Raw genomic sequence first — 21,163 nt, 5'->3', positions numbered from 1 at the left:
TATGCAGCGCGCCATGGCGCTTGATCAAAGGTATACATGTAATATACCATCGATCGAGGTGCCATGGCGATACAGAGTTTGAGAAACAAGAAGTGCTTCATCACGGGTGCGGCGAGCGGCATTGGTCGCGCGACGGCGATGGCTGCGGCCAGCGAGGGGGCCGAGCTATTTTTGACGGACGTGAATCAGGAGAAGCTCGAGGACACGGTTCGGCGCATTCGCGAGGCTGGTGGAGCGGTTACGATGTACCGGGCATTCGACATCGCGGACTTCGAGGCGGTGAGGTCATTTGCGAAGGATATCCACGCGTCGAGCCTATCGATGGATGTCGTGATGAACATTGCGGGGATATCGGTTTGGGGGACGGTCGAGAACATGACGCATCAGCATTGGAAGAAGATCGTGGATGTGAACTTGATGGGTCCGATCCACGTCATTGAATGCTTCGTGCCGGAGATGATTCGTGCTGGGCGGGGTGGGCACGTGGTGAATGTGTCATCCGCGGCGGGTTTATTCGGGCTGCCGTGGCATGGAGCGTACAGCGCGAGCAAGTTTGGTCTGCGAGGGATGTCGGAGGTATTGCGGTTCGATTTGGAGCGGCACGGGATTGGGGTCAGCCTGGTATGTCCGGGCGCGGTGGATACGCCGCTCGTGGGGACGGTGGAGATCTTGGGGTCGATCGCAATCGCCCGGAGCTCGAGAAAATGACGGCGCATTTCCGCAAGCATGCGGCGACGCCTGAAAAAGCAGCGAAGGCGATCCTCGATGGAGTGCGCAAGGGTGACTATTGGGTATTCACGTCGCACGACATTCGTATTGGTTTCTGGTTTCAGCAGAAGCTCGGGTTTTTGTACGAGCTGGTGATGCGAAAGATGAACGCTCACCTGCACCGCGTTGCGATGGGCGCGGAAGAATGCGGGCGAACGGAGAGGTAATACAAGGCCGTTGACGGTCGTGCTCGTGCGAATTGTTCTAACCAGTCTGCCGACGCATTTCAGGCGCGCGTCGACTCGCTCTGGCCGGGTGTGTACGTGCTTGGGCGCCGCGTCGACGAGCCGCTGGCGCCAGCCGACGTGGTTGCTGAGCACGTCGACGTGGTTGTAGAGCACGTCGACGCAGTCCGCCCAGGTGTGGACGACGACTCGAGACCAGCGGGCGTCTTTGGGTTACCACGTCGTCGCAGTCAAGCTTACCGTCGAAGGGCTCACTAGATGCGTGGACGAGCTTTGACGACAGTACGGAAACATTGTGGCCACCATGCCTCGAAGGGTGTTGACTTCGCGCCGTCCATGTATGTAGCGTATGCGTTCGCGTTCGAGCCAACCACTTTGCGAAAGGATTGACGCGTAATGAGCACAGGAACGAAGTCACCTTACGTCGGACCGCTCGTTGTCGATGCGACGCCGGTCAAAGATCATCTCGTCGACTACGCCCCGGGGGCGCAAGTGGGATTGAAGCACGAGAAGCCCGGGTTCAGTGACGTGCTCACCGAGCTCAATGAAGCGAAAAACGGGCCCCTGGCGGCTGTGGGTATATCGACCGAAATCGTCACGCGCATCGAAACGCGCACCGCGACGCTCGAAGAAGTACGCAAACACAAGGCCGCGGCGAAGAAGCTTTACGAGGTTCTTTCGGAGACGGAATCGGATCTCGAAAATGCACGCGAAGGCGACATTGCGATGATTGCGCGTGGCGCACAGACGGCAGCGCAACATCTGGATGCCGGTACGAAGGCGCATTTCGAGAAGACGCTGAAGTATTATTCGCAAATCGCGGACAAGGCCGTCGCGACGCGTAAGAAGAATGCCGCGGCCAATGAAGAAGGCGCCGGATGAGCGCTCGATGAGCATTCGCGGCGCACGAGCAGCCGAATGCGTGCCCCCGCCCAATAACTGACACCGTAAAGCGGCGCATCGTCACCGAGGATTTCCAACTCGATGCGCATGTCTCTTTTACGTCCGCTTGACCCTGCGTGTCTCAAAGCGAGCGATTTCTTCAAGAGACGTAGCCCCGTAGGGGTTTTCAGTCCTCATTCGCATGGTCTCGATCTCCTTATCGCTTTCGCGTCATACCCCACTGGGACAGGTGATCGGGCGCGCTTGGCTGCGCATTGCCTGGGCATGTCTCTTTTACGTTCGCTTGGGCCGCGGCCTCTTGTCCGCCTCTTCATGGGTCATGAGGCTATCGAGGAATTCCTGAAGGCTATTCGCCACCAGGTACACGTTTCGGTAGTCCTGCACGAACAACCCGTTTTCATCGAGCTCGTCCTCGTGATCCCAGAAGTAGATCTTGCCTTCGCGTTCGCCTTTCCAGCCGATGCAGATGTTGTTCCCGCCTGAGTCTGTAGCAATGGGGATGAGATCCGCAGGTACGCGCTCGTCGTAGCTTTTGCAGTTACTATCTAGCGAATAGTCCGGGTCTTCATGAATGCCGTAGAACGTGAGTAGCTCAGACGCCTGACCGTGCCACCCCGGGACCTCGAACACATCGGGTATTGGCATCCCGCCATTTGACTTGAGCAGAAACGCCTTGTATTCGGCAGGGAGTAGCACGCCCCGGCGTGCCTCGAATTGGGCGATCGCATCGGGCGATGTAGCGCCATACGGATTCGGTTCTTTGATTTGCATCGTCTCGATCTCCTTATCGCGTCCCCGACATGCCGCCGGTATGGAAGAAGTCTTTATGCACATCCCGCTTGATCAACTGCATGGTCTTTCCGTCTTGGTGGTGATGCCAGGTATACTTTTCTTGCTGCCTCATTTTTTTCGTAATGCCCGCTGCCTTGTCTGCAAGCGCGAAGTCCTTGTCGTAACTCCCCGTAAACTCGATCTGCACGTCTTTCACCGTGGGGTGCCTGTACGGCCTGAAATCCGGAAACCCATCCTTGTCATACGTCACGGACACCCCGTCCTTGCGCGTGTACGTGGTCGTTCCATCGGAATTCTGCTGAATTGTGCCGCCTTTCGCCTGCCACTTCGTTGGATCGGGTTGATTGGGTTTCCGTGCGGCGGCCGCGTTGGCCTGCGCCGATTTGGCCTGCGCTGCCTTGGCCGCCCCCGACACGACGGTTGCCGTGACCGCGACCCCGAGGGCCACCGCGACCACTTCGATGATGACCTCGGTGAAGACGACGACCACCACCGTGACGATAACGACCTCTCCAATGTGCGCGCGATCCGGCATCGTCTGCGAGTTCGGCCACGGAGATGGAGGCCGTCGGAGCATGGCTTCGTGGATGACGTCCTTGTCGACCTTCATACCTCGCAAGGCGACGCGGATGCACATCCCGACATCCGGATTGGGCTCACCCGCCGTCGTTACATCCAAAACGTGGCCGTTCTCGTCGAGGACGACCTTGGCATCCACTGGATGCCGTACCGAGTCGATGCCTTCCTGAATCAACTCGCCGCATTCCTTGAGGCGTTCCGCCGTATCCTCCGGCACCTGCGGTTGTCCGGGCCATCCCATCCCATGCCGCACTTTGACCGAATGGCAGCCCAATGGCGTGAGCGAGAACAACATGCAGACAATGAGCCCCCATGAAACGAAGGCTCGAAATGGCTGACACGCGCACACGATGAACCTCAGGAAAGCCAAGGCTCGAAATGGCGACGGATTCATGTTTCGATGGTACGACGACGGCGTAATGCGGATCAATGGAAATGGTAAGGGGCTACATCGTGCAAATTATCGGCACCGCCACGATGATTTATCTTCATCCTGGGCTCGGACCGGACAAGAACGTGCAACAAGGTGCATCCCCGGAGGCTGGGTCGTCGCTTCCGCCATCGCCGGCGCCGAATTTGTGGCGTTCGTCGAAACCCCATGCCACGAGCAGGAAAGTGTGGAACCTTGACCTGCGCATGAAATCGCTTCGTCGTGCACAGCTCTTGGGGATCGTCGCCGTCATCGGCTGCGAGCAACAAGCTCGGCGACCCGACATGCCGGGGCCCTTTGATCCAAAACGACCAGCAGACCTCGCACGCCTCGCTCAGGGCGACGCCGCCGATATCGAAGCGCGATGTATCGAGTGTCATGACGATATCGCGGCGGAGCACAAGAGCTCGCTGCACCGTGCGGCATGGACGCATCCAGCGTTTCAGCGCGCTTTTGCTATCGAGCCGGCGGCGTTTTGCCAGGGATGCCATGCCCCGGAGGCTCCCGCGGATCAACCAGTCCCCGCTCGACTTGGGGCCATCGGCGTTGGTTGTGTTACGTGCCACGTCCGAAATGGCGTGATCCTCGCGGCTCCGGCGCACGCCAAAGACAAGCCCGACAAAGAGGCGCCCCATGGTGTCACGCGTGATGAGCGTTTTGGAGGTCCGCAGGCTTGTGCGAAATGCCACGAGTTCGCGTTCCCTCGAGCACCGGGCCGTGATCCGCGCGAATTGATGCAATCGACGCTCGAAGAACACGCGCGTTCGCCGTATGCGGTCATATCGTGCGCGGATTGTCACATGCGGCGCGCCGACGGTCGAGTCGGCAACCACGCTTTCGCCGCATCACGCGATCCCGACACCATTCGCAGCGCCGCGAAAGTTACCGCCACGCGGTCCGGTCCGACGTCGGTTCGAGTGATCTTGTCCCCCGGCGACGTGGGTCATGCCTTTCCCACGGGCGACCTCTTTCGTCGATTGACGGTGTCGGCGGAGGCCGTCGGCGACGATTTTGCGGTCGTCGGCCACGCCGAGCGACACTTGGCGCGGCATTATGTGGAGGTCCGCAGCGGTTCCGCTGCCGTGCGGGTTCAAAAAAGCGACGATCGCGTGGGTCCGGGAGGCGAAGACCGAGTCGTGGATCTGGAGCTCGGGGCTTTCAGCAAGGGCGCGCCCATTCGCTGGCGCGTTCGCTACGAGCGCGTCGAGCACCCGCTGTCCATCGACGGCGAGGAGGCTGTGGTGGAGGGTTTTGTTACGGTGGCCGAAGGGCGTTTGCCCTGAGCGGCCATCGGGGGTCATTTCTTCAAGGCGCCCGTGGCGAGGTCGATGTTCAAGGTGCGGCGCACGCGGGGCGGATCGCCGCACAACACTTGCGGGCGCGCGGTGGGCATGCTCTTGCGGATCACGCCCGTGAGCGCATTGCCCATTTCGAGGTTCTTGACGAACGCACCGAAATACCTTCGTTGGCCATCGTCGGTTTCGACAAACCGAGCGCCCTCGAATTCGGGATGCCCGGCCAGGGCTTTGCGCGTCGCGGGAAAGTCGAAATCGGGAGGGGCATCTTCGGCGAGCGTGTAGAGCACGACGAAGACTTTGTCGCAATCGGGCGTTGCCGGGCGCAAATCGCCAGGCAGAAGCTGGCCTTTGGCGCTGAGTGTCGCGAAATCGAGGACAGATTCGAGCGGGCGTGTGCGGAACAAGAATGCGCGGGGCCCGTCCTTTTCAGCATCTTGGCTGTCCAGCGCTGCTTCCACCCGATTGCCCGCCATGCGCCACGATCTGCGACGGCTGTATTTGGGGCGAAACGCCGGACGGGAAGGGGACTCGCTGAAATACGCCGCCACGGGGACGATGGTACACCTCGCCCTGATGGCCGCTGAAACGCACATAAAGGGCCGCGCCACGGAAATCGAACGTGGACTCGGCGATCCATGTGTCGCCTTCGTTCGTGGCCGCGACACTGATGATCGAGATTTCACCGGGCACGTCTTCGACTTTCCACGTCTCGCCGTCGAAGTGCGCGAGGTACGGGAAACGTTTGCCGCCTTTTTCGATGCGACCGCCAACGAGCACGTCATTGGCAGCGCGGACGTGGATCGATGTGGGGATGATGATGCCGCCGCCCGGCAGGATATCGACCGTGCCCTCTTCCTGGCCGGGCTTCCAGCGCTCGACCGCACCCGCGTCGTTTGCGGTGCCGATGAGGAAGATTTCGCCGGTCGGGAGGGCGCGTAGTCCGCCGAGGATGGGCCTGAGGCGACTGCACACGCGGGAGTTGTCGCTCGTTCCCGTGCGATCCTGGGGCATGACATCCGGCTTCGGTCCCTCCACCACAATAAAATCGAAGAAGCAATAGCCAATGCTGTACGCTGCAGAGCCGGGGCCGCGTAGCGAGAGCCAGCGCCCGTTGCTCCAGGGAACGGCCAGGTCGTCGTACGAGGTGGGTCCCGGCTCGGCCGTGACCGGCTGCCATGCGTCGCGCCATCGAAGCAGCGTGGTCGTCCACTGGCTTCGTGCCGGCCAGCTCAGCGTGGTCATCCACAAGGTATCGGGCCACCGGCCGCTCAGGCCCATGATCGGCTGAGGGTAGCCGGACCCCATTTGGGGAGGGTGTCCTGCGCGCAGCGAGGAATCCAGGTGGAGCGCGTCGCCATCACCAAGGGCAAACGCTGGCGGGTATTCCTCGTACACGATTGTCTTGCCTTCGACGGCGGCGACACGCAAAGCGCTATGCCCTTTCGCAACGAGGTGGAGCGTTGGGGCAGGCTTTTCGGCCGCCGGCAATGGCGCGCTCGGAGTCGGAGCGACAACGCTCGAAGAGGCGACTGGGCCGGCATCGGCCGGCTCTGCACGTGTAGGCGTAGGGTTCGAGCGCGAGCAGGACGCGAGGGCCGCGGTGAGAATCGAAAAAACCAAGGGGCGCAGCATGGAGCTTGCAGTGCAACACGAAATGGTGCGCGAATCAAGCTTGGGATTGCAACAATTCCTTCAACGGGTTCCGTGCCCCGTGGGCAGAGTGGTCTGGACCAGGCATTGCCCCGAAAGTGGTATTGACAATGCGCCAGTTTCGTTCTGCGCTGACGAGCCATGAGTGAACTTGTCATCGAAAACACTGCCACCGAACGTGATGACGCCATTTCAGCGTGGAGTTTGGCCCGCCGTGTGACGCCGCGGTTCGTTTGAGCGTATGTCATTCTGTACTTTTCCCCCGGATCCTCGAATGTTCGTCCATTCGTCATCACGCCTTTCAGCGGCTGTCTGCACAAAAATACGATGGTGGTGCATTCAGGTCGTCTCAAGGAGCGGATGCCATTCGTCATAGGGTGGAATTGCAGGTTGAAATCCCCAAGCGCACTGCGCTATGCACGCTGATATGCGAAATCATTCTGGAATACATGGCAAGATGCCTCGTGGCACTTTCGTCTGCGGGCTCGTGCTCGTGGCGGCATCTTGCGCAACGGACAGCATGCAGGACCGCCCCCTGGAAGCTACCGAGCAGCCTGCAGTCGAATCGACGGAAACGGACAAGCTCCTCGCGCCCAGCGACCTGCGAGCTTCGTATGTTGCATCGGTGCAGTCTCGGGCTTCCGAAGCATACAATGCCATGGCGTTGCAACATGGGAGCTACTTTTTTACGAACGAAGCCCACATGTTTGGAACAATACTCGATCGCTGGGGTGTGGATAACCTCGGACGAAGAGCCGTGGTCCATGTCGATGCGGGCGATGGGGTATGGGTGCGAGGGTGCGATTTCCAAGTTGTCGGATGCGGAGCCCGAAGCGGAGGGCAATCGGGTTTGGTATCGGCACGATGGGCTCGAGAGCTGGTACTTGAATGGTCCGTTGGGCCTCGAGCAAGGGTTTGTCATTGCTGAAGCGCCTGCGTGTGCGGGGACGAAAGTGGTGACGATCGCGTTTGATAGTCAACTGGTCGCTCGGCTCGAGGATGGCGATCGGGATGGTCTTGGCGATACGATTCGGCTTTTGGATGATGCGAATCAGGTTGGGCTTTCGTACGCGGATTTGTTCGTGACGGATGCGCAAGGGAAAAGATTGCCCGCATGGTTCACGCTCGAAATGGGGCAGATTTCGATTCACGTGGACGATGCGGGGGCGGTGTATCCGCTGGAGATCGATCCGCTGATCATGACGCAGCAGGCGAAGTTGTTGGCGAGTGGTGGGATGACGAATGATCGGCTCGGTTATGCCGTGTCGATTTCGGGGGATACGGCGCTCGTGGGGGCACCGAATCTGGACGGGTTTTGGTCGGCGTTCGTTTTCGTCCGTAATGGTGCTGTCTGGACGGAGCAGGCCGAGCTTTCGGTGGTTGCACCGACCTATAATTATGGCACTGCGGTGTCGTTGTCGGGAGATACGGCGCTCGTGGGGGCGCCTTATGACGACGAAAATGCATTTCACGGGGGCGCGGCGTATGTCTTCGTGCGTAATGCGGGTGTCTGGACACAAGAGGCGAAGCTCTTGGCAAGCGATGCGGCGCTGGATGATTTGATGGGTACCTCGGTATCGATTTCGGGGGATACCGCGATCCTCGGTGCAATTTATGAAGACGACAAAGGCTCGAATGCCGGTTCGGCTTACGTCTTCGTGCGTAATGCTGGTGTCTGGACACAACAGGCGAAGCTCTCGGCAAGCGACGGGGCGGCGGACGATCGTTTCGGCACTTCGGTATCGGTTGCGGGGGATACGGCGCTTTTGGGAGCGTATCTCGACGACGACAAGGGTTCGGAATCCGGTTCGGCCTATGTTTTCGTGCGCAATGCTGGTGTCTGGACACAGCAGGCAAAGCTTTTGGCAAACGACGGGGTGGTGGGCGATCGTTTCGGAACTTCGGTATCGTTGTCTGGGGGCACGGCGCTCGTGGGCGCGCCCAACGATGACGATAAGGGTTCGTCGTCCGGTTCGGCTTATGTTTTCGAGCGCAATGGGAGCGTCTGGACGCAGCAGGGGAAGCTCGTGGCGAGCGACGGGGCGGCGAGCGACTTTTTCGGAATTTCGGTATCGTTATCCGGTGATGCTGCGCTCGTCGGAGCATACGTCGACGACGACAAAGGCAACGGATCGGGCTCGGCCTACGTATTTCTGCGGAGCGGTAGCTCTTGGACACAGCAAGCGAAGCTCGTAGCGACGGATGGCGCGGCGGACGATCAATTCGGACTTTCGGTATCGCTCTCGGGTGATACGGCGCTCGTCGGGGCGTATCAGAATGACGACCAAGGCAGCAATTCGGGCTCGGCCTATGTGTACGTCGTCGTTCCCCAAAGCAATGGTTCGTCATGTGTGCAGGGCCTCCAATGTGTAAGCGGTATCTGCGTTGACGGCGTGTGCTGCGATAGTGTTTGTGGTGGAGGCGCTGCTGATTGCATGGGGTGCAGCGTGGCCACGGGAGCTGCGATCGATGGAACGTGCAGTGTGGCGGCAGCCGGCACGCAGTGTCGTGCGTCGGCAGGTGCGTGCGACGTTGCCGAAGCGTGCAATGGCGTGAGCAATACGTGTCCCGCGGATTCCAAGGCTGCCGCGGGCACGGAATGCCGCGCGTCGGCAGGTGCGTGCGACGTAGCCGAAGCGTGCAATGGTACGAGCAATGCGTGTCCAGCGGATACCAAGGTTGCTGCGGGCACGGAGTGCCGCGCGTCTGCAGGAGCGTGCGACGTTGCCGAAGCGTGCAATGGTACGAGCAATGCGTGTCCAGCGGATACCAAGGTTGCCGCGGGCACGCAGTGCCGCGCATCGGCAGGAGCGTGCGACGTAGCGGAAGCGTGCAATGGTACGAGTGACGCGTGTCCAGCGGATACCAAGGTTGCTGCGGGCACGGAATGCCGCGCATCTGCAGGAGCGTGCGACGTAGCCGAAGCGTGCAATGGTACGAGCGACGCGTGTCCAGCGGATAACAAGGCTGCCGCGGGCACGGAATGCCGCGCGTCGGCAGGTGCGTGCGACGTGGCCGAAGCGTGCAATGGTACGAGCGATGCGTGTCCAGCGGATAACAAGGCTGCCGCGGGCACGGAATGCCGCGCGTCGGCAGGTGCGTGCGACGTAGCGGAAGCGTGCAATGGTACGAGCGACGCGTGCCCAGCGGATACCAAGGTTGCCGCGGGCACGGAATGCCGCGCATCGGCAGGAGCGTGTGACGTAGCCGAAGCATGCAATGGTACGAGCGACGCGTGCCCAGCGGATACCAAGGCTGCCGCGGGCACGGAATGCCGCGCGTCGGCAGGAGCGTGCGACGTAGCGGAAGCATGCAATGGTACGAGCGACGCGTGTCCAGCGGATAACAAAGTTGCCGCGGGTACGCAGTGCCGCGCGTCGGCAGGAGCGTGCGACGTAGCGGAAGCATGCAATGGTACGAGCGACGCGTGTCCAGCGGATAACAAGGCTACTGCGGGCACGGAATGCCGCGCGTCGGCAGGAGCGTGCGACGTAGCGGAAGCGTGCAATGGTACGAGCGACGCGTGTCCAGCGGATAACAAGGTTGCCGCGGGCACGGAATGCCGCGCATCTGCAGGAGCGTGCGACGTAGCCGAAGCGTGCAATGGTACGAGCGACGCGTGTCCAGCGGATACCAAGGTTGCCGCGGGTACGGAATGCCGCGCGTCGGCAGGAGCGTGTGACGTAGCCGAAGCGTGCAATGGTACGAGCGACGCGTGCCCAGCGGATAACAAGGCTGCCGCGGGCACGGAATGCCGCGCGTCGGCAGGTGCGTGCGACGTAGCCGAAGCGTGCAATGGGACGAGCGACGCGTGCCCAGTGGATACCAAGGTTGCTGCGGGCACGGAATGCCGCGCGTCGGCAGGTGCGTGCGACGTGGCTGAAGCGTGCAATGGTACGAGCGATGCGTGTCCAGCGGATAACAAGGTTGCCGCGGGCACGGAATGCCGCGCCGCAATGGGGCCATGTGACGTTGCAGAGAGCTGCAACGGCAACGATTCGGAATGCCCGACCGACGCTGTCGCCGATGTGACGAAGGAATGCCGACCCAGCGGCGGGCAGCGCTGATCTTGCGGAGAAATGCGACGGCGTGAGCAAGGGTTGCGGCGCTGATATGCTGGCGCTGCCGGGAAGCATCTGTCGGCCAGCGGCGGCCGAATGTGATGCTACCGAAGTATGCAGCGGCATTTCGACGGATTGTCCCGTCGATGGCACTGCGCCTGACGGATCGCCGTGCACCGACGGACTCTGCAATGGTGGTGTATGCATGAGCGGAACTGGCGGCGCTGGCGGCATGGGCGGCGCTGGCGGCATGGGTGGCGCTGGCGGTGCTGGTGGTGCTGGCGGTGCTGGCGGTGCGGCAAGTAGCAGCAGCTCGGGTGGCGCTGGCGGTATGGGCGGTGCTGGCGGTGCTGGCGGTGCGGCAAGTAGCAGCAGCTCGGGCGTGGGGCGCTGGCGGGCGGCGGTGCTGGCGGCGGCAGCAGCCCGGCGGCTGGGCGGCGCTGGCGGTGCTGGTGGCTCGGGGGGCAATGTCGAAACGAGCAGCAGTAGCAGCAGTAGCTCGGGCCGTACTCCCGCCAACGAGGGAGGCTGCGATTGTCGCGCCGTTGGTGGTTCACAGCGCGATTCGAACAACCGAGGCTTCGGCCTTGTTCTTGCCGCGCTTGGCCTCACGGTCCTCCGGCAACGCCGCCGAATGCGCGTCTGAGAGGGTGGCGCGATAGTCCGCCTGCTCGGAAAAGCCAACCCATCTGCGCTTGCACGAAATTGAACCCCCCATCGTGCGCGCAACCCAATCTCACCCCGCAGACAGTGCGTTGTATGCGAGAGCCAGCCAGCCGGCGAGGAACAGCAATCCCCCGAGCGGCGTAATGGCGCCCAACTTCCGCCGGCCCGTCAAAGCCATCACGTACAAGCTGCCCGAAAAGAGAACGACGCCGCCAAGGAAAAACCACGGTGCAACGGGGCTACCCGATACGGTCGGCGCCGGGCGCAATGCGCATAGGCCAATTGCGAGCGCATGCACGAGGTGATATTGCGCGCCCGTTTGCCACCAAGCGAGGCGCTCGCCGCCGTCCGCGAGGTCGCGCATCCGTTTTTTGAGGCCATGGGCACCAAATGCGCCAAACGCGACGCCGAGAAATCCGACCATTCCAGCGAGCAGTAGGGAAACGCGTTCCATTCGGGAAACATGACGCGAAATGGCGCGTTCGCCAGGAATTGTTACGACCCTGATGATCTCATGCCGCCGTTGGCTCGGTCGGAGGTTCCTCGGGCAATGGATTCGCTTCCGTCGTCGATGCATCGACTTCGTTCCGCGCCAAACCTACATCGGCTAACACCGCATAAATCGCCGGCAGAACCACCAAGACCAGCACGGTCGACACCGTGATTCCAAACACGATGCTCGCTGCGACCGGAATCAGCGATTGCGCCTGCTTGCTGCGCTCGAACATCAACGGAACGAGCCCTGCCACAGTGGTCGCCGACGTCAGCAGCACGGCGCGGAATCGTTCGCGGCTCGCGCGCTGCGCAGCTTCGACGGCCGTCGCGCCGCTCGCCCTTGCTGATTTGATGAACAACATCAGCAAAATAGAATCGTTCACTACGACACCCGCGAGCGAAACGAATCCAAGTAGCGATTGCGAGCTGAGCGGCAAACCGATCAGCAAGCTGCCCCAGACGACGCCCACGAATGCGAAAGGAATCGCGAGCATCACCACCAGAGGCTCGACGTAGCTGCGGAACTGGAGGCTCAGCAGCACGGAAATGCCAAAAAGACCAAGGATGAGGCCACGGCCCATCGATCCGAGCGTTCGCGCCGATTCTTCGGCTTCGCCACCCATCGTGAGGTTCACGTCCGGAAAATCCTGCTCGATCTGTGGCGCCTTTTCTGCAGCAAATCGGCGCATCAAGGACGCCGCGTTCGCCACGTTTCGGTCGATGTTCCCCTTTACGGTCGCCGTCCGTACGCCATTGACGCGGCTAATGGTCGCAAAGCTTCGATCAGGCGCAATCGTGGCAATGGCACCGAGCGGGACGGAAGCTCCCGGCGACACGCTGAGCGGAAATTGCTCGAGATCCGTCAACGTATCGCGATTGCTCCGATCCATTTCGACAAAGAGCTCATATTCCTCGCCCGCCTGATACAAGTGCTCGATGGACGTGCCCGCCAAAGATGCTCGAAGCTGCCCCGATACGGAAGCGCCCGTCATCGACACCGTACTTGCATCCGGCCGGAGTTTCACGGCGACTTGAGCCGTGCCCGGCTGCATATCGTCGGCGACGTCGAAAACTCCATCGAACTGGGAAAACCATTCTTTGATTTGCCCGGATACTTCCCCGAGTCGTTCGAGGTCATTGCCTTCAATGCGTACTTCGATGGGATTTCCGCCCGGACCGCGACGTCCGCCGGCGCCGAACGTAGCCGAAACGGTGCTGCCCATCGGCCCCGCTTCTTTGCGCCACGCCGTGGTGAATGATTCGAGCGTCGTCGTGCGAACTTCGACGTCGAGCAAGTCGACCGATACCGTGGCCGTATGCGGCCCGGGTTCTTCGACGTCCGGATTGTAGTTGAACCTGGCGGATACATTGCGGACGAGAGGCTGTTTGTCGGGTTGTTTTTCGCGCTGCGCATCGGAGACGCGCCAAGCGGCATCGACGACTCGATTCACTTCCCGCTGGGTGCGTGCGAGCGACGTGCCTGGTGGCATTTCCAATTTGAATTGCACCACGTTTCCTTCGGTGTCCGGAAACGCTTGATAACGAAGTTTGCCCGAGGTCACCATTCCAATCGACACGCTGAGGACGGCGAGCACGACGCCCAGCGTGATGATTCGGTGATGGACGGCGGCATCGACGGCTCGACCGAGGACGCGTTCGCGGAATTTGGCGAATCGGTCGTCGAACCACGTACGAAAGCGGCCTTCGGGCTCTTGTCCCGGCATACGTAGCGAATGACCGAGGTGCGCGGGCAAAATGAAGAATGCCTCGACGAGACTCACGGAAAGGACCGCGAGGAGGACGAATGGGATGACTTGCAGCGTCCTTCCAATGCGGCCTTCAATGGCCATGAGGGGAATGAACACGCATGCGGTGGTCGCGAAGGACGAAAGGACACCACCGGCGACCTCTTTGACGCCGTCGACGGCGGCATCCATCGGCCGTTTTCCCCGCATGAGATGCGCAGCAACGTTATCGGCCAATACGATGGCGTCGTCCATGAGCAGACCAAGGGCCACGAGCAGGCCCATCATGGTCATCATGTTGAGCGTTTGTCCGAGCAGCTTCATGGCCCACATGGCGCCCAAGAATGAAATGGGCAGCCCCGCAGCCACCCAAAAGGCAAGCCGCCGGCCAAAAAAGAGCCATAACGTGAAAAACACGAGCAGCAAGCCCTGCCAGGCGTTATTGACCAACAGCTTCAGGCGATCCTTGATGACCGACGCCGCATCCTCGGTCAGCGTGAGTTCCACGCCTTCGGGTTTTTTCACCTCCTGATCTTCGAGGAATTGCTTGACCGACGCGACGATATCCAGGCTGTCCTGCGAGCTCGTTTTGCTGACCGCGAGAATGCCGGCTCGACGCCCATTAAAAAACGTCTGATCGGCTTCGACGGCAAAAGTGTCCTCGATTTCCGCAATCTCGCCAAGGCGCACGGAGCCGCCCGTGGCGACGCCCTTGACGACGACGTCGGCAAGCTGCTCGACGCTCGTTCGCTTGTCCGAATAACGAACGACGATTTCCCCATCACGCGTGTCGAGCTTGCCAATGGGCATGTCCAGGCTTTGAGCGGAAACGGCAGCGGCAACGTCGCTCGTCGTCAAGCCCTGCCTTTCGAGCGCTGCGCGATTGACTCGAATGGTGAGCCGATGCGTGGAAAAGCCAGAAACGGTGACCTGCGTGATGTGACCGTAGCGGAGCAGCTCGCGTTTGAGGTGTTCGCAATAAAGTTTGAGGTCTTGGGGCGACATCGGCCCGGTGACGGCAATGGAGGCAACGGAGGCGACGCGCGTTGCTGCGGCGACTTTGGGCGGATCGACCTCGGCGGGGAAATCTCGAATCTTGTCGATGGCCGATTTCACGTCGGCGAGGAGCGCGTCGATTTTGATGCCATCTTCGACTTCGAGCGTAATGCTGACGCTGCCTTCGCGAGCTTGCGATCGCATTTGCGAAATACCGGGAAGGCCGGCAATCTCGTCCTCGATGCGCTGGGTGATCCTGGTATCGACGATTTCGGTCGGGGCACCCGGGTAACTCGCGCTGATGCGAATCGTGGAGGGCTCGAATTCAGGAAATGTTTCGCGCTGGAGCTGCGGAATGGCAAGTCCGCCGATGAGCACGAAAACGAGCATCAGGAGGTTTGCAGCCGTGGGGTGTCGAGCAAAATAGGTAATCACGGCGCAGGCTCCTCCGCTTTGGCGGCGGCAGAAAGCCACGTGGCGGCGGTATCGTCTTTGCGAGGCGCAATGAGCATGCCCTCGACCGCAGGCGAGAGCGACGTCAAAATGACTTGTTCACCTTCCTTGACGCCTTTGGTGATGCATGCGTATTGCTCTTGCAGCAAATCGGTCTCCACCGTACGTATTTCGAGGCGGTTTTCTTTGGTTACGACATGAACTTTGTCGCGCTGTAATGCGGTTCTGGGAATGGCGAGACAACCTTTTCGCGCCGGACCTCGCAATTCCACTTCGGCATGCAAACCGACCGACAATGGAGGCCCCGTTCGGCCTTCACGCCGGCGAGCATCGATGACTTCGACGACGACGCCCATCGTGCGCGTCGCGGGATCGACGCCTTGAAAGCGGCGGAATTTGCCATTCCACGTGGCTTCGACGCCTTGGCTCTTCAGGCGAATGATGGCTGTAATGGCCGATGAGCGCCGCGCACGTGGCGCTGCATTATTTGCGTCCGCGCCTGCATCGGCAGGGGGGGCGCCTGCATCGTCAGGAGGTGCGCCCGCGTCGGCGGCGTTCGCGGCAGCGGGACGGGGGCCCAAGAGCGACCCGATGGTACCGACTGGAAACTGCGCCGCGACTTCCATGACGTCGATACCGTCGCCAATGACGATGACCGAGCCTGGGCTGATGGCTTGTTGCAAGCTTGCGTTCACCTGGCGAATGCGCATGGTGAATGGCGCGACGACTTCGGTTTTCGTGAGGCTGATGCGTGCGCCTTCGACGCCGGCCTGCTGCTGATCAATCTGTGCTTCGAGCACGCGGCGGCTGGCGGGCAATTCGAGGAGCGTATTTTCCAGCGATTGCACTGCTTTTTCGGCAGCAATGACGCCGCGTTCTGCGGTGTCGACTTCGGTTGCCGTTGCAACGCCACCTTCCAGGGATTTGCGCGCACGTTCGAGGTCCTTGCGCGCGAGCTCGAGCGCTTTCTTTTCGAGCTCGAGGTTTTTCTTTGCGCTTGCTTCACGCGCCCGCAATTCGTCGATCTGCGCCCGCACGCCGCGCACCGTGGCTTCCGTGCGGCTCTTTTCGAGCTTGTAGGTGCCGGGGTCGATTTTGAAGAGGAGCGTGCCTTCTTGGACGGTGCGTCCAACTTCGACGTTTTCGCCCATTTCGACGATGCTCCCGCCCACTTCGGCAATGCCTTGCCAGCTTCGTTGTGCCTGGACGACACCGTAACCGGTTACGCGCGGGATGACTTCGAGCGGCTTGACTTCGAGCACGCGAGCTGCCCGACCGCGTTCTCGGGAAGGACGGCGCGCGGGGGCGTCGCCCGAGTACTGGATCCAGGCCGTGATCAACGCTCCGGCGAGAACGATGGCGAAGAAGGTGAGGAGCTTGCGACGAAGCGGGTGCATCGAGGCACGATTGATCAACCGAGCCGCGAACACAAGAGGTATCGTTGGAGGACAAACCGTCGTGCGCTGCTCCTTTCGAAGTGCGGGAGCAGCAGGAAAACCCCAAAGCGATCGTCATCTAGACGAGCTATTCCGATTTCGGACGCAGTTGTCTGTAATGGCGTAGGGGGCTTTTTGCGGGGTTGGTGCCCAGCAGCGCGCACTGCCGCACCAATGCTTTCATGATTGATATCGAGGAGCGCTCGGCTATGGTGCGTGCACCCGAAGTGCAGGGCCACGATCCGGGCTCGTATATACCCCAACACTTCCCATTGCGACCGAATACCCCGGTCGGGTCCACTTGGAATATCGAGCGCCGCGCAACGGAGCGGCGGTCGGCTGCGACCTCACCGCGCGGTTGCCATGAAACAACCGGCAGCGCACACATGCGCGCGCAGCGCCATTCACACGTGGCTCAGTGAAACCGGTATCCAACCCCAATCGGCAGCGCAATGTGAAAACCGTCCGAGGTCTTCAGGAACGTTGGCCACGCGCTTGCGAGCAGTGAGCCTGTCATGAGGCTCTCGCCCTTGCCGAACTCCGCAAGCCGGTACGACACTTCCGCGCTGGCGCCGAACGAGAAACCAAAGCCCACGTCGTCCTCCGCAGGGATCGTACGGTCGAGAATCACCTTGACCTCGTCCTGGCCTTGGTTCTTGGCGACCCACTCCGAAGGCACGACGCCCATCGCGCCGACGATGGGAGCGTTTTGCGCGCCCCAGCCGACGACCACCGTGCCGCCCACCCAGAGCCGCTCGCCAACTTGCATCGACAGCGACGGCCCGACGAGCAACGAATAACCGCCGGTAGGCATGAAGTTGCCGTAGAAGCGTCCACCGAGGTGCAGCTTCTCGCTCACGGCAAAACCCACGAACGCTTGACCCCCGACCGAAACACCGATCGCGGGATCCGTGATCGCACGACACTTCGACGAATCGCACACCTCGAGGTTCGTCGCGTCGAAACCGGCCGCGTCCGTGATGTGGTACTCGTACGTCAAATTCGATAGCGCTGGCAGGCTACCGCCACCGAGGAACAACTGTCCGCCCACCGAGATCCCAACATCGACGACGATGCGCTTGGCTCGGTGCACCGGACCTTTCGAGTCGTCGGGTTTGTTGGGGGGCGGGTTTGTCGTCTGAGACCCGTCCTTGGGCGTATCCGTCGGAGGCGTCTTGTCGGCCGTTTGATCCGGTTTGTCGGGACCCTTCGGCGGCGCAGCGCTCGCATCCTCCTCGAGCGCTGGGATCGGCACCGTCTTCAGTTGCCCTTGCTTGACCGTCACCGTCGTTTCAAACGGTTTGCGCTGCGGAGCGCTTGCCACGATCTTGTGTTCGCCAGGATCGACTGGACGGCCCTTACCCTGCGCCGATGTGTCGATCTTCTGCCCGTCGATGGTGACTTCCAGTCCGGCCGGTGGCGATGCGATCGTGACCGAAATCCGCGGCAGCTTCGGTTCCAGAGCTTTGCTGTTGCCTCGCGCCCGCGTCTCGATGTCCGACCGCCCAGCCTTGCGAGCCGCAGCTTCGGCATCGAGCAGCTCGCTCCATGCCGTCGCGAGCTTGCCCTGCTTTTCATGGCAAAGCGCCAAATCGACCAGCGTCGCGACGTTGGAGCTCTGCGCGTACGCTTCGGCAAACTTGGGGCAAGCCTCGTCGTACTTCTTCGCAGCGACGAGTTTCTTGGCGTCCTTGACGAGCGCTTCGGCATCTGCTGCATGAGTCGATGCCGCGGGCAAAAAAGCCGCAAACGCAAGCGTCAGCGCGACGAGACGCGAGGGCAAACGTCGAAAGAAGCGGTGGTGTGCAGGGGGAAGGTGCATGGGGGCAAAAGACATCGGTTGGTTCGTCGAAGTCATCGAGTGCAGAGCCCGCAATGGTAACGCTACATGAGCCATCCGAGCCACAGTCGTCGTATCGACCGTGGCCGTTATCGTTTCATGAGCGCCCTGAACCAGCCGGTGGGCGCCTTTTCTTTCTCCTCGTCAGCCGCCGGATCAGGCCCCTCGAGCTCATCGCTGAGCCCCGCGAACGTGTCGTCCGCATCGAGCGACGAGTTTGCGGCAGGAGGGAAGCTGCTGGCCGAGTTCGCCCCGGTCAGCTTGAACAGATCTGGCTGCAGACTCGTAGGTGCATCGTGCTGCGTGAGTGACTTGAACTCGAGCAGCATGAGGTCGAGCATTTCGCCGATGGCCGCGAGCCCATCGACCTTTCTCATCGGCGCACCGGCTGCACCGAGCACCAGATCGGCCACCTCGTATTCGCTCACCGGGCGGCCGTACTCGTACAGGAACCGGATCAGATCGGCGGCGAAGTCACGCGCGGTCAAGTACCGGTTGTCGCGATCCTTGGCGAGCGCCTTGCGGATGATCGTTTCGAGCTTGGCAGGGACGCCTGAATTGATCGGTGCGAGCGGCGGAATGACCGCATCGCGCACGAGTTTGACCGTGCCGAAATCGGTGTCGCCGAGGAACAGTCGTCGCCCCGCGAGCAGCTCCCAAAGAATGATCCCCGCAGCGAAGATATCCACGCGTTTGTCCGCGCCGAGCTCCATGACCGTTTCCGGCGCGAGATAACCGAACTTGCCCTTGATCACGCCCGCATCGCTCGAAGCAAGCTGACTCGATGCCTTCGCGAGACCGAAGTCCACGATCTTGATCTCGCCGTGCCGCGTGATGAGAACGTTCGCCGGCGTCACGTCGCGATGAACGATGTTCAGCGGTTCGCCTTCGGGCGTGTGCAGATCGTGCGCGTAAGCGAGACCTTGACAGATCTTCGTCACGATGAAGCACGCCGACTCGACGCTCATCGGCCTGCCGAGCTTCTTCTGGTACTCGATGACCTGCTTCAAGTCGGCCCCATCGACGTACTCCATGACGATGAAGTACGTGTTGTCGCCGACGCCGATGTCGAAAACGCTCACGACGTTCGAGTGAGCCAAGCGCCCGGACAAACGGGCCTCGTCCAGGAACATGTCGATGAACTGTTCGTTCTTGCTCAGTTGCGGCAAGACGCGCTTGATCGCGACCTGCTTGCGGAAGCCTTCAATACCGGCACTTTCCGCGACGAAAACCTCGGCCATACCGCCCGAGGCGAGCCGCTTGATGACTCGATAACGCTGGTTCTCCGACATCGATTGCTGCCCTTGTCTCCCGAGGCCCGCAGTATACCCGGCTCGCCGTTCTCACCTGATGTTTTTGTCCGCAGTTTGCGCAGTACGTCGCGGTGCGCTGGTTTTCTCGCGGATCGCAAGCGCATGCCGTAACGACACGTCCTCGAGATTACGGCGAATCGGAAAAACTCCTCGCGTCCGTCTAGCGTCCGGCAATCATCCGCCCGAGCGCCATCCCCAGCGTACCAGCCAAAAGACACGCGCAAAGCGTCGCGCTTCCGTACACCACCGCCGTGCGCACTTGCCCCTCTTGCACGTATCGCACAACCTCCAGGTTGAACGTCGAGTACGTGGTCAAACCCCCCATCACCCCGGCTCCCAGCGCCATTTGCAGCGTCGGCCCAAACCAGGTCGTGCTGCGCGTGAGCTCGAACAAACACGCCAAAATGAGCGAACCGACCACGTTCACGGCCAGCGTTCCGTACGGAAACGACGTGCCGTAGCGTGCGAGTGTCCAGGAAGTCACGAGGAATCGAAGCCCCGATCCGCACGCGCCACCGACGCATACCCAAGCCAGTTGATTGAGATGCATAGGCATTTCGACGCCTAGACAACGTCACATGATGCGCGCGGTCAAGCATGCGTCGCATGTGCCGCTGCTCGACGTGCGCACTCGTTTCGTTTGTCGTTCGAGACATCCACTGCGCTCGCCGCGATCCACGGCATCGCCGTCACCATCACGTCGGTCGTCTACTTCGTCTTCATCACCCGCCACTCGCCCCGTCGGTTTGCCCCCGGATCGCGTCGTCAAGCTTGAAATGCGGATCGGTCTGTGACCCAGGGACCAAAGCTCGTTGTTCTCCAATTCTTACGGCGCGCTCGTGACAAAACTTCGTCTCGGATGTGATGCGTATCGCGTAAAAACCGCTTGCTCATCTGCTGAACGTGTGTTCCTGTGCGCGCGATTGGAGACGACGATGGACGTGGCAGATCCCATCCCCCCCTCGGTCAAGGCCCTCGTGGAGCTGTTCAAGAACGAGCTTGCGGCGGTCGCATTTCCTGGCGTCGATGGCGCCATGCTCGAGCAACTCATTGGTGACGTTCAGAAATATACGGACGCGGTGATCCAGGCTGAAGCTGCGGTCGAAGCTGCGCGGACGGCGCTTCGCGAGAGCGAGGAAGCGCTTGCGGTCAAGTCGCAGAAGGCGCTCGCGTATGCGCGCGTGTATGCGGCAGACAATCCCGAGATTGCCGCGAAGGTGGATTTCGTGTCGCGTATTGCCGGTGCATCGGCGGCACCGCCCACGGGATCGACGCGCGATCGCGATGGTGGTTCCGACGCTCCGCCGAAGCGACGAGGTCGCCCGAAGGCAAAGGCCGCGGCGGCCGACGCGACGGACGCGACGCCGGCACCTGCAGCCGTCGAAGCTGTGGACGCGACGCCCGCCGCGCCGGCAGTGATGGAGCTACCTGCGGGTGACGTCGACGCGAGCGCGATGGATGCGCCCGCAATGGATGCGGCGGTGAATTGACGACCACACGGCGGGTTGAAGAGGCCGTCTCAGAACTCGACTCGCACATCCTCGCCCCAGCCC

Annotated in this window: 16 protein-coding genes and 1 pseudogene; 6 read left to right on the top strand and 11 right to left on the bottom strand. The window is 61.3% G+C overall.

What is annotated here, in order from left to right; genetic code table 11:
- The first annotated feature begins 63 nt into the window (after window positions 1–63).
- A pseudogene (locus IPM54_08140) lies at window positions 64–935 on the top strand (SDR family oxidoreductase).
- A gap of 414 nt (window positions 936–1,349) precedes the next feature.
- On the top strand, window positions 1,350–1,835 hold the full coding sequence (locus tag IPM54_08135; GenBank protein MBK9259794.1) for a hypothetical protein: 486 nt from the start codon (window positions 1,350–1,352) through the stop codon (window positions 1,833–1,835).
- Between the two features lie 294 nt (window positions 1,836–2,129).
- Here IPM54_08135 and IPM54_08130 read toward each other — a convergent pair whose 3' ends face one another.
- A complete protein-coding gene (locus IPM54_08130) occupies window positions 2,130–2,627 on the bottom strand; it encodes an SMI1/KNR4 family protein (protein ID MBK9259793.1) in 498 nt (165 codons plus the stop codon).
- Window positions 2,628–2,640: 13 nt separating this feature from the next.
- Window positions 2,641–3,621, bottom strand: coding sequence for an HNH endonuclease (locus IPM54_08125; GenBank protein MBK9259792.1), 981 nt, complete (start codon window positions 3,619–3,621; stop codon window positions 2,641–2,643).
- Between the two features lie 35 nt (window positions 3,622–3,656).
- On the opposite strand from IPM54_08125, the gene IPM54_08120 reads away from it, so the two are divergent.
- Window positions 3,657–4,940 carry a hypothetical protein gene (locus tag IPM54_08120; protein ID MBK9259791.1) on the top strand — a complete coding sequence of 428 codons (1,284 nt, stop codon included), beginning with the start codon at window positions 3,657–3,659 and terminating at the stop codon, window positions 4,938–4,940.
- A 14-nt stretch (window positions 4,941–4,954) separates the two neighbouring features.
- Here IPM54_08120 and IPM54_08115 read toward each other — a convergent pair whose 3' ends face one another.
- Together IPM54_08115 and IPM54_08110 are read right to left on the bottom strand one after the other, a co-directional pair.
- A complete protein-coding gene (locus IPM54_08115) occupies window positions 4,955–5,428 on the bottom strand; it encodes a hypothetical protein (GenBank protein MBK9259790.1) in 474 nt (157 codons plus the stop codon).
- Entirely contained in the window at window positions 5,382–6,587 is a 1,206-nt protein-coding gene (locus IPM54_08110) for a hypothetical protein (GenBank protein ID MBK9259789.1), read from the bottom strand. The genes IPM54_08115 and IPM54_08110 overlap by 47 nt, the downstream gene beginning before the upstream one ends.
- 782 nt (window positions 6,588–7,369) lie before the next feature.
- On the opposite strand from IPM54_08110, the gene IPM54_08105 reads away from it, so the two are divergent.
- Both IPM54_08105 and IPM54_08100 read left to right on the top strand, forming a co-directional pair.
- On the top strand, window positions 7,370–10,672 hold the full coding sequence (locus IPM54_08105; GenBank protein MBK9259788.1) for a hypothetical protein: 3,303 nt from the start codon (window positions 7,370–7,372) through the stop codon (window positions 10,670–10,672).
- A gap of 22 nt (window positions 10,673–10,694) precedes the next feature.
- Window positions 10,695–11,312 (top strand): hypothetical protein, encoded by a 618-nt coding sequence (locus tag IPM54_08100; protein ID MBK9259787.1) that lies wholly within the window; start codon window positions 10,695–10,697, stop codon window positions 11,310–11,312.
- 90 nt (window positions 11,313–11,402) lie between these two features.
- Here IPM54_08100 and IPM54_08095 read toward each other — a convergent pair whose 3' ends face one another.
- From IPM54_08095 to IPM54_08065, 7 genes are all read right to left on the bottom strand, one after another.
- Window positions 11,403–11,786, bottom strand: coding sequence for a DUF423 domain-containing protein (locus IPM54_08095; protein ID MBK9259786.1), 384 nt, complete (start codon window positions 11,784–11,786; stop codon window positions 11,403–11,405).
- A 58-nt stretch (window positions 11,787–11,844) separates the two neighbouring features.
- Window positions 11,845–15,003: an efflux RND transporter permease subunit gene (locus IPM54_08090; protein ID MBK9259785.1), complete on the bottom strand. Its 3,159-nt coding sequence runs from the start codon at window positions 15,001–15,003 to the stop codon at window positions 11,845–11,847.
- Window positions 15,000–16,418, bottom strand: a complete 1,419-nt coding sequence (locus tag IPM54_08085) for a TolC family protein (GenBank protein MBK9259784.1) — start codon at window positions 16,416–16,418, stop codon at window positions 15,000–15,002. Before IPM54_08085 ends, IPM54_08090 begins: the two co-directional genes overlap by 4 nt.
- Window positions 16,419–16,872: 454 nt before the next feature.
- Entirely contained in the window at window positions 16,873–18,240 is a 1,368-nt protein-coding gene (locus IPM54_08080; protein MBK9259783.1) for a hypothetical protein, read from the bottom strand.
- Between the two features lie 146 nt (window positions 18,241–18,386).
- Window positions 18,387–19,589 carry a serine/threonine protein kinase gene (locus tag IPM54_08075; protein ID MBK9259782.1) on the bottom strand — a complete coding sequence of 401 codons (1,203 nt, stop codon included), beginning with the start codon at window positions 19,587–19,589 and terminating at the stop codon, window positions 18,387–18,389.
- Window positions 19,590–19,770: 181 nt separating this feature from the next.
- Window positions 19,771–20,166 carry a fluoride efflux transporter CrcB gene (gene crcB / locus IPM54_08070; GenBank protein ID MBK9259781.1) on the bottom strand — a complete coding sequence of 132 codons (396 nt, stop codon included), beginning with the start codon at window positions 20,164–20,166 and terminating at the stop codon, window positions 19,771–19,773.
- Window positions 20,167–20,184: 18 nt separating this feature from the next.
- On the bottom strand, window positions 20,185–20,379 hold the full coding sequence (locus tag IPM54_08065; protein ID MBK9259780.1) for a hypothetical protein: 195 nt from the start codon (window positions 20,377–20,379) through the stop codon (window positions 20,185–20,187).
- Between the two features lie 70 nt (window positions 20,380–20,449).
- Between IPM54_08065 and IPM54_08060 the strand changes: the two genes are divergently transcribed.
- Window positions 20,450–21,100 carry a hypothetical protein gene (locus tag IPM54_08060; GenBank protein MBK9259779.1) on the top strand — a complete coding sequence of 217 codons (651 nt, stop codon included), beginning with the start codon at window positions 20,450–20,452 and terminating at the stop codon, window positions 21,098–21,100.
- The last annotated feature ends 63 nt before the right edge of the window (window positions 21,101–21,163 follow it).

It is taken from the genome of Polyangiaceae bacterium, from assembly GCA_016715885.1.
Taxonomy (GTDB): Bacteria; Myxococcota_A; Polyangia; order Polyangiales; family Polyangiaceae; genus Polyangium.
The sequence above is the reverse complement of the archived record's forward strand: the minus strand, read 5'-3'. Positions and strand labels throughout refer to the sequence as shown.